The sequence below is a fragment of the Rhodoferax sp. genome (genome assembly GCF_023700745.1).
Lineage (GTDB): Bacteria > Pseudomonadota > Gammaproteobacteria > Burkholderiales > Burkholderiaceae_C > Rhodoferax.
The window spans coordinates 13,385-26,225 of record NZ_JAMPYG010000017.1; the positions used below are offsets into that span (position 1 = coordinate 13,385).

Annotated in this window: 9 protein-coding genes; 8 read left to right on the top strand and 1 reads right to left on the bottom strand. The window is 60.5% G+C overall.

Annotated elements, in window-relative coordinates; translation table 11 throughout:
* Positions 1 to 27: 27 nt before the first annotated feature.
* The gene (locus NDJ10_RS12630; protein ID WP_296162778.1) at positions 28 to 3,546 is read left to right on the top strand and encodes an EAL domain-containing protein; all 3,519 of its coding nucleotides are present in this window, start codon (positions 28 to 30) and stop codon (positions 3,544 to 3,546) included.
* 78 nt (positions 3,547 to 3,624) lie between these two features.
* Here the strand turns inward: NDJ10_RS12630 and NDJ10_RS12635 are convergent, their stop codons facing one another.
* The gene (locus NDJ10_RS12635) at positions 3,625 to 4,572 is read right to left on the bottom strand and encodes a LysR family transcriptional regulator (RefSeq protein ID WP_296162780.1); all 948 of its coding nucleotides are present in this window, start codon (positions 4,570 to 4,572) and stop codon (positions 3,625 to 3,627) included.
* A 132-nt stretch (positions 4,573 to 4,704) separates the two neighbouring features.
* On the opposite strand from NDJ10_RS12635, the gene NDJ10_RS12640 reads away from it, so the two are divergent.
* From NDJ10_RS12640 to NDJ10_RS12670, 7 genes are all read left to right on the top strand, one after another.
* Positions 4,705 to 6,453, top strand: a complete 1,749-nt coding sequence (locus tag NDJ10_RS12640) for an IlvD/Edd family dehydratase (RefSeq protein ID WP_296162783.1) — start codon at positions 4,705 to 4,707, stop codon at positions 6,451 to 6,453.
* A 25-nt stretch (positions 6,454 to 6,478) separates the two neighbouring features.
* Positions 6,479 to 7,408: a dihydrodipicolinate synthase family protein gene (locus NDJ10_RS12645; RefSeq protein ID WP_296162786.1), complete on the top strand. Its 930-nt coding sequence runs from the start codon at positions 6,479 to 6,481 to the stop codon at positions 7,406 to 7,408.
* Between the two features lie 31 nt (positions 7,409 to 7,439).
* Positions 7,440 to 8,876, top strand: a complete 1,437-nt coding sequence (locus tag NDJ10_RS12650) for an aldehyde dehydrogenase family protein (RefSeq protein WP_296162899.1) — start codon at positions 7,440 to 7,442, stop codon at positions 8,874 to 8,876.
* A gap of 22 nt (positions 8,877 to 8,898) precedes the next feature.
* Entirely contained in the window at positions 8,899 to 9,957 is a 1,059-nt protein-coding gene (gene denD / locus NDJ10_RS12655; RefSeq protein ID WP_296162789.1) for a D-erythronate dehydrogenase, read from the top strand.
* A 55-nt stretch (positions 9,958 to 10,012) separates the two neighbouring features.
* A complete protein-coding gene (locus NDJ10_RS12660) occupies positions 10,013 to 10,984 on the top strand; it encodes a TRAP transporter substrate-binding protein (RefSeq protein ID WP_296162791.1) in 972 nt (323 codons plus the stop codon).
* A gap of 80 nt (positions 10,985 to 11,064) precedes the next feature.
* Positions 11,065 to 11,559, top strand: a complete 495-nt coding sequence (locus tag NDJ10_RS12665) for a TRAP transporter small permease (RefSeq protein ID WP_296162797.1) — start codon at positions 11,065 to 11,067, stop codon at positions 11,557 to 11,559.
* Positions 11,556 to 12,833, top strand: a complete 1,278-nt coding sequence (locus NDJ10_RS12670; protein ID WP_296162800.1) for a TRAP transporter large permease — start codon at positions 11,556 to 11,558, stop codon at positions 12,831 to 12,833. Before NDJ10_RS12665 ends, NDJ10_RS12670 begins: the two co-directional genes overlap by 4 nt.
* The last annotated feature ends 8 nt before the right edge of the window (positions 12,834 to 12,841 follow it).

Below are 12,841 nucleotides of genomic sequence, written 5' to 3' on the forward strand. Positions count from 1 at the left end.
GCGCACCTGATCTCATCGCATCGATCTATGTCACGTTCCCTGCGATTCTGGCTTTCACTGAGTTTTTCGACCTTCCTGGCCATGGCTATGGCGATGGTGGTTGCGGCCCTGTTGTGGGTGCTGCTGCCACGCCTGAATGCCGAGGTCGAGGCCAGAAATCGGTCCCTTGGTGACACGGTGGCAGGTCAGGTTGAGAACTTTCTGGCTAATGCGCAGAGCGCATTTGAAAGCCTGGCACAGGACATGACCGGGCGTTCTGTGCTGGCAATGGATCGAATGCACCTGATGCTGGATACGGTCGTCAATGCCGACCAACATCTTGAAGCCAGCTATCTGCTTGATGAAACGGGTCGCGTTGTGGAAGTTGGTTTGCCCCAAAAGCGTCGCGGGCAGCGAGGGAATCTGGTGGGCACCGATTTTTCTGGCTACGCTTTTGTCCAGTTGGCTCAACAAACCGGACATCAGGTTTGGTCTGATACCTATTTGTCGCAGCGTGGCCGGATTGTGGTGGGGTTGGCCGTGCCGTTGACCTTGACTGACGAACGAGGAAAGGTCTTGCCGAGTGTGTTGGTTGGGGAGTTCGGCCTGGAGGAAATATCGGACCATATACGCCGCATCGGACAAACTGGGGATGTGTTGCCGATCATTGTTGATCGAAGCGGTCAGATTGTGGGTCACCCGGATGCCAGCCGCAGCTTGCGTCAGGAAAATATCAGCCACCTGCCCTTGCTGCAAGGGTCAAGCCTGACGACATCGCAGACGGCGCGGTTCCGGCTTGGCGGGATCGACTATATCGGGAGTACGACCCCGATCCCGGGTCAGGGCTGGACGGTGCTGGTGGCGCAACCGGTCGAAACTGCATTTGCAACGGTTCGCTCGACCCTGCTGGCCTTGGCGACTGCCAGTGCGCTGGCGTTAGTGCTGGCCCTGGCCTCGGCGTTTTGGATGAGCCGGCGCATGACACGCAGGGTGGCTGATTTCGGCCGCCAGATGCAGGCGATTGCAGATGGGGATTACCGGGCCACCATTGCGCCTTCGGCGACCGACGAGATCGAGACGCTGGCCGAAAACTTGCGCCGGATGGCGGATGCGGTGCTGCAGCGTGAAGACCGTTTGCAACTGGCCGCCACCATTTTTGAATCGACGGCCGAAGGCATACTGATCACTGATGCGCAGCGCCGCATCATATCGGCCAACCCGGCGATGGTCAGCATCACCGGCTACTCAGTCGATGAACTGGTCGGTCAGAAACCCTCTGTGTTGAGTTCGGCGGTCCATGACGAGGACTTTTATCGCCGCATGTGGGACAGCATCGAGCGCACAGGTTTCTGGCGCGGTGAAATCTGGAATCGACGCAAGAATGGTGAGGTCTTTCCCGAACTACTGGCGATTACTGCCGTGCGTGATCACCACGGAGCCATTACCCACTACATTGGCAGTTTTTTTGACATCAGCGAGCGCAAACGCGCCGAAGACGAGCTGGCGTACGGCAAGGCCTTGTTTGAAGCCATCTTCAGCGGTATTCCGGACGCCATCGTCTATGCCAACGTGAAACGGGAAGTGGTCAACATCAATCCTGCGTTTTCTTCCATCTTCGGATTCAATATCGATGATCTGGCAGGGAAGCCGACCTCGTTTTTTTACGAGAGCCAGCAAGAATTCGAGCGGCAAGGCAGCTTGCGTTTCAATGCCACGGCCACCGAGCTGGCGCGTCCTTACATCGTCAGTTACCGCAAGAAAGATGGCGAGATATTTCCGGGGGAGACACTGGGAACATCGATCAGAACTGCCGATGGCACCCTGTTGGGCTACATCGGTGTCATCCGCGACATCACTGAGCGCAACAGAACCGAAAAGGCATTGAAGGAGAGTGAAGAGCGTTTTCGTACCCTGATTGAATGGTCGCCTGAACCCGTCGTTGTCGTTTGCAGTGGAGTGGTGCGCTACGTCAATCCCGTGGCCCTGGCGATATTTGGCGCAAAGTCGGACCAGGACCTGATTGGCAAACCGTTTCTGGAGTTGGTGCACCCGGACTTTCATCAGGTGGTGCTGGATCGAATAAGAAAAATAAGCGAAGACGGCACTGCCGTCCCGATGCTCGAAGAGAAATTTCTTAGGCTCGACGGCACGCCCATCGACGTGGAGGTGCAAAGTGCCGCCATCGTTTACGGCGGAGAACCAGCGATCCAGGTGGCCATTCGTGACATCACGGTACGTAAAGCGGCACAGGAGCAGATCCAGCGTCTGGCCTTCTCCGATGCGCTGACGGGGCTGCCCAACCGCCGACTTTTGCTGGACCGGCTGGAACAAGCGCTGACCGCCGTCACTCGCCACCAGCGCCAGGCTGCGCTGCTGTTCATTGATGTGGATGACTTCAAAACCATCAACGACACCTTGGGCCATGACCAGGGCGACGTTTTGCTGCGCCAGATCTCCCAAAGGCTGCTGACCTGCGTGCGCGAAGGTGACACGGTGGCCCGCGTTGGTGGCGATGAATTTGTGGTGCTGCTCAAAGACCTGAGTCAAAGCGCACAGGAGGCGGCCACCCAGGCTGAAGCGGTTGCCAAAAAAATCATTGCCGTTCTCAACCGACCCTACCAACTCGGCAGTTCGGCGCAGCACAGCACCGCCAGCATTGGTGTCGCCCTCTTTGGTGACGGCCAGCGGGAGAGCTCTGACGCGCCTTTGCGACGCGCCGATATGGCCATGTACCAAGCCAAGCTGGCGGGCCGCAACACCCTACGCTTTTTTGATCCACAGATGCAGGCCGTGGTAACGGCCCGTGCCGAATTGGAGGCGGGCTTGCACGAGGCCCTGGAAAAAAATCAATTCCTCCTGCTTTACCAGGCCCAGGTTACTCGGCAGGGCCAGATCACCGGCGTGGAAGTGCTGCTGCGCTGGAACGAGCCTCGGCGCGGCATGGTGCCGCCAGCCGAGTTCATTCATCTGGCTGAAGAAACCGGCATGATCCTGCCGATCGGCCAATGGGTTCTGGCGACCGCGTGCACCCAGTTGGCGCGTTGGGCGACCCGGTCCGACATGGCACACCTCACCCTTTCTGTGAATGTCAGCGCACGGCAGTTTCACCAGAACGATTTCGTTGAACAGGTCCTGGCGACACTGGACCGAAGTGGCGCCAAGGCAAGTCGGCTCAAGCTCGAACTCACAGAAAGCCTGCTGATCCACAACGTCGACGACGTCATCGCCAAGATGAATGCACTCAAGGACAGAGGCATCGGTTTCTCGCTTGATGACTTTGGCACCGGCTATTCGTCTTTGTCCTACCTCAAACGTTTGCCGCTGGATCAACTCAAGATCGACCAAGGCTTCGTGCACGACATTCTGGTTGACGCCAATGACGCAGCCATTGCCAAAATGGTGGTCGCCCTGGCCGACAGTATGGGCTTGGCCGTCATTGCGGAAGGGGTGGAAACCGAAGCGCAGCGCGATTTTCTGGCTGAGCTGGGCTGTCACGCTTATCAGGGCTATCTGTTCAGCCGGCCGCTTCCGTTGCTGGAATTCGAGGCATTGCTGGCGCGGGCTTGACCACCGTTGCGGAGGCAGGGAGAGCGTCACAAAGGAACGCATGGCCCATGCCAGCATGGGCTGAGGGTTCGTGGTGGACTATTGCGGGTACATCCCTGAGGCCACCCTGCGGATATGCCTGAGCAACAGGTTGGCGCTGGGCGACAAGACATGGTCCGAGCGCATGATGAGGCCATAGCTGTCCATGTTGCAGGGCAGTGCCACCGGCAGCATCGCCAACTCGCCGGAGGCCACGTAATAACGGGCCACTTCCACGGGCATCACGTGCAAAAAGTCGGTCTGTTGCAGCAGCGCCTTGATCATTGCCATGGCGGTGCTTTCGATCACGTTGGTGGGGGCGGGCAGGCCATGGCGACGAAACAGCATGTCGAACTGATGGCGCAGGATGCTTCCTCTGGGCGACAGGATCCAGCCACTGGCGACGAGGTCCTGCAGCGTGAGGTCACTGCGTTGCAGCATGGGGTGGCCAACCCGCACCACCGCGCATTCGGTCTCTTCGGACAGGTCTTCGTAGACCAGTTTGAGGTCCTCTTCTTCTGCCGGAATACGCGCAATCAAAAAATCGAGCCGACCGCGTTTCAGTTGCTCCAGCAGCACGTCACTGGTCGCCACTTCGACGCCGATGCTCAAATGCGGCGCCTCGGTTTTGGTCGCGGCGATGGCCTGAGGGACCAGCGTCATCGACGGCGTCAGGATGACGCCCAGATTGACCTGCCCGGACAAGCCGGCTTGCAGCGTGGCCATGGCGCTCTGGCCCTGCGCCAGGTTGTCCAGTGCCATGCGGACATGGCGAATGAGGGTGTCGCCATAGATGGTCGGCCGCATGCCTCTGGGCAGCCGCTCAAACAAGGCCACGCCAAACAGTTCCTCCATGTCCTTGAGCATCTTGGACGCGGCGGGCTGGCTCATGTGCGACGCCAGTGCGGCCTGATGCAGGTTGCGCGATGCGTCGATCGCCATCAGCAAGGCCATCTGGCGGGTCTTGAGTTGGTGGCGGGGTCGCCGTGCGAGCTGGCTGTCTTCCATGGCAGGCGTGTCCAGGCGGTGATGATTGATATAAAAAAGTATATCAAAAGATCAGAAATATTCACTTGTTTTGTATGCATCAAACGCCTACGATGCGGCCACTTGTGATTCACCCTGAATGAAAGACGCCCCATGTCCCCGACACCCAAAAAACCCCTGCGTTCCGCTGCCTGGTTCGGTACTGCCGACAAAAACGGCTTCATGTACCGCAGCTGGATGAAAAATCAGGGCATTCCTGACCATGAATTCCAGGGCAAGCCGATCATCGGCATCTGCAACACCTGGTCCGAATTGACGCCCTGCAACGCCCACTTTCGCAAGATCGCCGAGCATGTGAAGCGCGGTATTTCCGAGGCTGGCGGCTTCCCGGTCGAGTTCCCGGTGTTTTCCAACGGCGAGTCCAACCTGCGACCGACAGCGATGCTGACGCGCAACCTGGCCAGCATGGACGTGGAAGAATCCATTCGCGGCAACCCGATGGACGCCGTGGTTCTGCTGGTGGGCTGCGACAAGACCACGCCGGCGCTGCTGATGGGCGCGGCCAGTTGCGACATTCCCACCATTGTCGTTACCGGTGGCCCTATGCTCAATGGCAAGCACGAGGGCCGCGACATCGGCTCCGGCACCGTGGTCTGGCAACTGCACGAGGCCGTCAAGGCCGGCAAAATCACGCTCAATGAGTTCATGTCGGCCGAAGCCGGCATGTCGCGCTCGGCGGGCACCTGCAACACCATGGGCACGGCTTCCACCATGGCTTGCATGGCCGAGGCACTGGGCACCTCGCTGCCGCATAACGCCGCCATTCCGGCCGTGGATGCGCGCCGTTATGTGCTGGCGCACATGTCGGGCATGCGCATTGTGGACATGGTCTGGGAAGACCTCAAGCTGTCCAAAATCCTGACCCGCGAAGCCTTCGAGAATGCCATCCGTGTCAACGCCGCCGTGGGCGGCTCCACCAATGCCGCCATTCACCTCAAGGCCATTGCCGGGCGCATGGGGGTACCGCTGGAGCTCGACGACTGGACCACCATTGGCCGGGGCACGCCGACGCTGGTGGACTTGCAGCCTTCGGGGCGCTTTTTGATGGAAGATTTTTACTATGCGGGCGGTCTGCCGGCGGTGTTGCGTCGCATGGGCGAGGGCGGTTTGCTGCCCCACAAGAATGCCCTGACGGTGAACGGCAAGTCGATTTGGGACAACGTGCTGGACGCACCCATCCACAACGCCGAAGTCATTCGTCCGCTGGACAAGCCGCTGGTCAAGGACGGCAGCCTGTGCATTTTGCGCGGCAATCTGGCGCCGCGCGGGGCCGTGCTCAAACCGTCTGCAGCCACGCCCGCGCTGATGAAACACCGCGGCCAGGCCGTGGTGTTTGAGGACTTTGACCACTACAAGGCACGCATTGGCGACCCCGATCTGGTGGTCGATGCCAATTCGGTGCTGGTGATGAAAAATTGTGGCCCCAAGGGCTACCCCGGCATGGCCGAGGTCGGCAACATGGGCTTGCCGCCCAAGCTGCTGGAGCAGGGCATCACCGACATGGTGCGCATCTCGGACGCCCGCATGAGCGGCACCGCCTACGGCACGGTGGTGCTGCATGTGGCACCCGAAGCCGCCGCCGGCGGCCCGCTGGCGATTGTGCAGGACGGTGACTGGATCGCCCTCGACAGCTACGCCGGCAAGCTGGAGCTTGAAGTGAGCGATGCCGAGATCGCCCTGCGCTTCGCAGCGCGGCAAGCGCAGCAGGCAAGCGCGCCGGCGGCGCCCAAAAGCGGCTACCAGCAGCTCTACATTGACCGCGTGCTGCAGGCTGATGAAGGCTGTGATTTTGATTTTCTGGTGGGTTGCCGTGGCGCCGAAGTGCCCAGGCATTCGCATTGACATGAGCATTTGAAGGGTACACCGCATGACAACAAAGATCCCGGCCCGCTACCAGGGCGTTTTCCCGGTCGTTCCGACCACTTTTCTTGAGAACGGCGAACTGGACCTGTCCAGCCAGAAGCGCTGCGTCGATTTCATGATCGACGCCGGCTCCAACGGCCTGTGCATCCTGGCCAACTTCTCCGAGCAATTCCTGCTGTCGGACGACGAGCGCGAGCTGCTGACCCGCAGCATCCTTGAGCACGTCGCCGGCCGGGTGCCGGTGATTGTCACCACCACCCACTTCAGCACCCGGGTCTGCGCGCAGCGCAGCCGGCGTGCGCAGGAGCAGGGCGCCGCCATGGTGATGGTCATGCCGCCTTACCACGGCGCCACGTTCCGGGTCTCCGAGGAGAAAATTTACGAGTTCTACGCCGGCTTGTCCGAGGCCATCGACATCCCCATCATGATCCAGGACGCGCCCGCCAGCGGCACGCCGCTGTCTGCCACCTTTCTGGCCCGCATGGCCAGGGAAATCGAACAGGTGGCCTACTTCAAGATCGAGACCCCGGGGGCGGCCTCCAAACTGCGCGAACTGATTCGCCTGGGTGGTGATGCTGTTGAGGGCCCGTGGGATGGCGAGGAAGCCATCACCCTGCTGCCCGACCTGGACGCTGGCGCCACCGGCGCCATGACCGGCGGCGGCTACCCCGATGGCATCCGCCTGATCATGGACGCCTACACTGCGGGTCGGCGTGAGGACGCTATTGGCCTGTACCAGCAATGGCTGCCGCTGATCAACTATGAAAACCGCCAGGGCGGCATCCTGAGCGCCAAGGCGCTGATGAAAGCGGGCGGTGTGATCGCCTGCGAAGCGCCGCGCCATCCCTGGCCCGCCATGCACCCGGCGGTGCGCGCCGGGCTGATCGAAGTGGCGCAGCGCCTGAACCCGATGGTGCTGCGCTGGGGCAAGTAAATCCACCAAACGAGAACCTACGACCATGAGCATTCAAAAACACGACAACCTGATCAACGGCCAATGGGTGGCGGGAGCCAAGTACGCACCCAACATCAACCCGTCCAACCTGGGCGATGTCATCGGCGATTACGCCCAGGCCGATGCTGCCCAGCTCGACGCCGCCGTGCAGGCCGCCCAGGCGGCATTTCCCGCCTGGGCCAACGGCAACATCCAGGCCCGAGCCGATGCGCTGGACAGGATCGGCACCGAGATCCTGGCCCGCCGCGAAGAACTCGGCACCCTGCTGGCGCGCGAAGAAGGCAAGACCAAACCGGAAGGCATCGGCGAGGCCACCCGCGCCGGCAATATCTTCAAGTTTTTCGCCGGCGAATGCCTGCGCCTGAGCGGTGAAATCGTCCCTTCGGTGCGCTCCGGCGTCAGCGTCGAAATCACCCGCGAGCCGGTGGGTGTGGTCGGCCTGATCACCCCCTGGAACTTTCCCATCGCCATCCCCGCCTGGAAAATCGCACCGGCGCTGGCTTACGGCAACTGCGTGGTGCTCAAGCCAGCCGATCTGGTGCCCGGCTGCGCCTGGGCGCTGACTGAGATCATCAGTCGCAGCGGCATCCCGGCGGGTGTCTTCAACCTGGTGATGGGCCGCGGCAGCGTCATTGGCGACCCGTTGGTGAACCACCCTGGCATCAACGCCATCAGCTTCACCGGTTCCCAGGGCGTGGGTGGGCGTATTGCCCAACTCTGTGCCGTCCACCTCAAGAAAGTGCAGCTGGAAATGGGCGGCAAGAATCCGCAAGTCATCCTGGACGATGCTGACCTGGCGCAAGCGGTGGAGCTCAGCGTGCAAAGCGCCTTCTTCTCGACCGGCCAGCGCTGCACGGCGTCGAGCCGGCTGATCGTCACCGACGCCATCTACCCCCGGTTTCTGCAGGCCATGCAACAGCGCATGGCCAGCCTCAAGGTCGGTGACGCCCTGGCCGTCGGCACTGACATCGGACCGGTCTCGTCGCTTTCCCAGCTCGAACAGGACCTTGACTATGTAGCCATCGGGCAGGCCGAAGGCGCCGTGCTGGTGGCGGGTGGCCAACGCCTGCAAGGCAGCACCGAAGGCTTCTACATGGCGCCCGCCCTGCTGAGCGACACCAGCAGCGCCATGCGCATCAACCGTGAAGAAGTGTTCGGCCCGGTGGCCAGCATCATCCGCGTCAAAGGCTATGAGGAAGCGCTGGCAGAGGCCAACAACACGCCGTTTGGCCTGTCGGCCGGCATTGCCACCAGCTCGCTGAAATACGCCACGCATTTCAAGCGCCACAGCCAGGCTGGCATGGTGATGGTGAACCTGCCCACTGCTGGGGTCGACTACCATGTGCCGTTTGGCGGACGCAAGGGCTCCAGCTACGGCTCGCGCGAGCAGGGCCGTTATGCGCAGGAGTTCTTCACCACGGTGAAGACCGTTTATGTTGGCAACTGAAAACTTATCTGGAGCAAAGACCATGTCGAATAACACCACCCCGATTCAGGGATCCTGTCAGGTCGTCATCACCGGCGGCGCCGGCTTTCTGGGCGTGCGCCTGGCGCGCGCCCTGCTGGCGCAGGGCAAGTTGTCGCTGGCTGGCGCCGCGCCGGTGGACATCGACCGCATCACGCTGGTGGACCGCGCGGCACCGCCCGCCGACCTGCTGGCCGACGATCGTGTGACCGCGTTGATCGGCGACCTCAATGCCCTGCTGGAAGCCAAAGAACTGGCGGCGCCAGTGGTGACAGCACAGACCGCCGTCGTTTTTCATCTGGCGGCTGCGGTCAGCGGTGAATGCGAGGCTGATTTTGACCTTGGCATGCGCAGCAATTTTGCCGCCACGTTGACCCTGCTGGAGAACTGCCGTGCCCTGAAGACCCAGCCGATCGTGGTGTTTGCCAGCTCGCTGGCGGTGTTTGGCGACGCGCCAGGCGTGCCGCTGCCGCCGGTGATCGAAGACAGCACCCTGCCCACACCACAAAGCAGCTACGGCATCCAGAAATTCATTGGAGAACAACTGGTGGCAGACTTCAGCCGCAAGGGTTTCATCCAGGGTCGCAGTGTGCGTCTGATGACGGTGAGCGTGCGCCCGGGCAAGCCCAACGGCGCGGCATCGAGTTTTTTGAGTGGCATGTTGCGCGAGCCGCTGGCGGGTATTCGCGCCATTTGTCCGGTCCCGGCAGACACCCCGGTGGCCTTGTCGTCGCCAGCACGTACCATTGCCGGTCTGATCGGCGCGGCACAGGCCAGTGCGCAAACCTGGGGGCCGCGCACCGCACTGACTTTACCCGCGCTGACCACGACACCCGCCGAAATGGCGGCAGCGTTGCAGCAGGTGGCTGGGCCGGCGGTAGCGGCGTTGATTGACTGGGTGCCCGACGCCGCCATTCACAACATTGTGAAAACCTGGCCGGCGCGCATCAACGCCCGGCGCGCGGCCGGTCTGGGGCTGTTGCCCGACACCAGCTTTGAAGAAATCGTCAGGGAGTACATCAGGGAAAACACTGATGCCATCAAGTCGGCAAGCGCAGCATAATCAAACTTGTCATACAACTTTTCGGTCGTTAATTTTTACATTTAGGAGACATTGCATGAAATTGAGCAAACTGTTTATGGGTCTTTCCCTTGCTGTCGGCCTGGTGGCCACGGCTGCAGCGCAGACCAACATGAAGATCAACATTGCCATCGCCCAGAATTCGCACCAGGGTGTGGCCATTGACACTTTTGCCAAGGAAGTCGAAAAGAACACCGCAGGCCGCTACAAGATCCAGACCTTTTACAACGCATCGCTGGGCAGCGAGCGTGAGTCGATCGAGTCGGTTCAGCTCGGCACCCAAGAGCTGACCTTCACCTCCACCGGCCCCGTGCCCAACTTCGTGCCGGAAGCCAAGATTCTGGACATTCCTTTCCTGTTCCGTGACAAGGCGCACGCCCGCCTGGTGCTTGATGGCCCCATCGGCCAGGACATGCTGACCAAGTTTGACTCCAAGGGCTTCAAGGCCTTGGCCTGGGGCGAGAACGGCATGCGCAACGTGACCAACAACAAGCGCGCCGTCAATACACCTGAAGACCTGAAAGGCCTGAAGCTGCGCACCATGGAAAACCCGGTCCACGTGGCAGCCTACAAGGGTCTGGGCATTGTGACCACGCCCATGGCCATGGCTGAGGTGTTTACCGCGCTGCAACAGGGTACCGTGGACGGTCAGGAAAACCCGCTGTCGGTGATCATGGCTGCCAAGCTGGACCAGGTGCAAAAACACGTGTCGCTGACTGGCCATGTCTATTCGCCCGCTATTTTCCTGATGAACAAGGCAGCATTCGACAAGCTCACCCCGGCAGACCAGAAAGTATTTCTGGAAGCAGCCAAGACCGCCGTCAAGGTCAATCGTGACCGTGTGGATGCTGACGACGCCATGGGTGTGACCTACCTGCGCGGCAAGGGCATGACCGTCACGGAAAACCTGGACAAGTCCAAGTTTGTCGCGACGCTGGCACCGGTGTACGCCGAATTTGAGAAGCAGTTCGGCAAAGACAACATGGACAAGATCCGCAACACCAAGTAATCAACCCTTTTGAGTTTGAGCGCCCGGCAGTGATCCACTCTCGGGCGTTTTTTTGACTTTGATTGCCGGCGGAGAACGCTATGAGAGACAAATTTTTGCGCTTGGAGCACTGGACCAGTCGCATTGCACTGGTCACGGCCTGTGCCATGCTGCTGGTGGCGGCCAGTTTGGGCATGTTCCAGATCATCACCCGCTTTGTGCTGGAAAGGCCGGCCGAATGGACCGAGGTGCTGATTCGGTTCAGCCTGATCTGGATGGTCTTTCTGGGTATTCCCATGGCCTTTCGGCAGGGCGCCATGGTCAGCGTGGACGTGCTGTACCGCTGGAGCCCGGCACGCCTGCGCCGCTTGCTCGACTGGGTGGTTTGCCTGGCGGCGCTCGCACTGATCTTCGTCATCATCTGGTGGGGTTGGGATTACACCCAACGCGGCAAGGTACAAACCATGGCCGGGCTCGAAGAGTTGTCGATGTTCTGGGCTTACCTGGCCATGCCGGTGGGCGGTGTCTTCAGCGTCATCAGCATCATTGGCAATCTGCTGGATCCCCAGCGTCTTGAATTGGAGACCGCACAATGACCACCGCCATGCTCATCACCATGGTGTTGTGCTTTGCACTCACCGTGTCGGTTGCCGTCTCTATTGGCCTGGCCGCCGTCCTGGGTATCCAGGTGGCAGAAATCAACATGCTCATCTCGGTCAAGGAGATGTTCAACTCGATCAATAAATTTCCGCTGGCGGCCATTCCCTTTTTCATTCTGGCCGGCAACATCATGGAGACCGGCGGCATTTCGCGCCGCCTGGTCGATTTTGCCAAGAGCCTGGTAGGTGGCGTGCAGGGCGGCCTGCCCATGACCTGCGTGCTGACCTGCATGATCTTTGCCTCGGTCTCGGGTTCGTCGGTGGCCACCACCTTTGCCATTGGCACCATCCTGATCCCGGCGCTGCTGAAGCACGGTTACCCCACCACCTGGGCGGCTTCGCTGCAGGCCACCAGCGCCGAACTGGGTGTCATCATTCCCCCGTCGATTCCGCTGATTCTGTACGGCGTGGCCGCCGAGGTCTCGATTGGTGAACTGTTCATTGCCGGCTTTGGTCCGGGCCTGTTCATCAGCGGTACGCTGATGCTGTTTGTCTGGGCCTATTGCAAGTACAAGGGCTGGGGCAAGAACGACGGCGATGGCCGGCTGTCGGTCGGCAAGGCCACCTGGAAAGCCGGTTGGGCGCTGCTGATGCCGGTCATCATTCTGGGAGGTATTTACGGTGGTATCTTTACGCCGACCGAGGCCTCCGCGGTGGCGGTGTTCTATGCCCTGATCGTGGGCCTGGTGATTTACCGTGAAATCAAGCTACCCGACCTCTACACCATTCTGCGCAAATCGGTGTTGTCGTCGGCGGTGATCATGTTCATCATTGCCAACGCCGGGTTGTTTGCATTTTTGATCACACGTGCTGGTGTTCCCGAAGCCATTGGCATCTGGTTGCAGGAAGTTCTTCAATCCCCGGTCTACTTCCTACTGGGTGTCAATGCCGCCTTGTTCATCATTGGCATGTTCATTGAGACCGGCGCTGCCATCATTGTGCTGGCGCCCATTCTGGCACCCGTGGCCATGCACTTTGGCATTGACCCGGTGCACTTCGGCCTGATCATGGTGGTGAACCTGGCGCTCGGCATGATTACGCCGCCGTTTGGTGTCAACCTGTTTGCTGCGTGTACGGTGGCGCGTATTTCACTGGACCGCATGATCAAGGACCTGATTCCGTTTGTGCTGGTGGTGTTGGCCTGCCTGATGGTGATTTCCTACGTGCCGGCGCTGTCTCTCACCTTGCGTGATTTGGTCTACGCCAGATAAAGCAAACA

What these genes read in the sequence shown, in the direction of transcription:
- NDJ10_RS12630 (WP_296162778.1), top strand. Translation starts at nt 28, where the DNA reads ATGTCACGTTCCCTGCGATTCTGGCTTTCACTGAGTTTTTCGACCTTC.
- NDJ10_RS12665 (WP_296162797.1), top strand. Translation starts at nt 11,065, where the DNA reads ATGAGAGACAAATTTTTGCGCTTGGAGCACTGGACCAGTCGCATTGCA.
- NDJ10_RS12670 (WP_296162800.1), top strand. Translation starts at nt 11,556, where the DNA reads ATGACCACCGCCATGCTCATCACCATGGTGTTGTGCTTTGCACTCACC.
- NDJ10_RS12640 (WP_296162783.1), top strand. Translation starts at nt 4,705, where the DNA reads ATGTCCCCGACACCCAAAAAACCCCTGCGTTCCGCTGCCTGGTTCGGT.
- NDJ10_RS12660 (WP_296162791.1), top strand. Translation starts at nt 10,013, where the DNA reads ATGAAATTGAGCAAACTGTTTATGGGTCTTTCCCTTGCTGTCGGCCTG.
- denD (WP_296162789.1), top strand. Translation starts at nt 8,899, where the DNA reads ATGTCGAATAACACCACCCCGATTCAGGGATCCTGTCAGGTCGTCATC.
- NDJ10_RS12645 (WP_296162786.1), top strand. Translation starts at nt 6,479, where the DNA reads ATGACAACAAAGATCCCGGCCCGCTACCAGGGCGTTTTCCCGGTCGTT.
- NDJ10_RS12635 (WP_296162780.1), bottom strand. Translation starts at nt 4,572, where the DNA reads ATGGAAGACAGCCAGCTCGCACGGCGACCCCGCCACCAACTCAAGACC.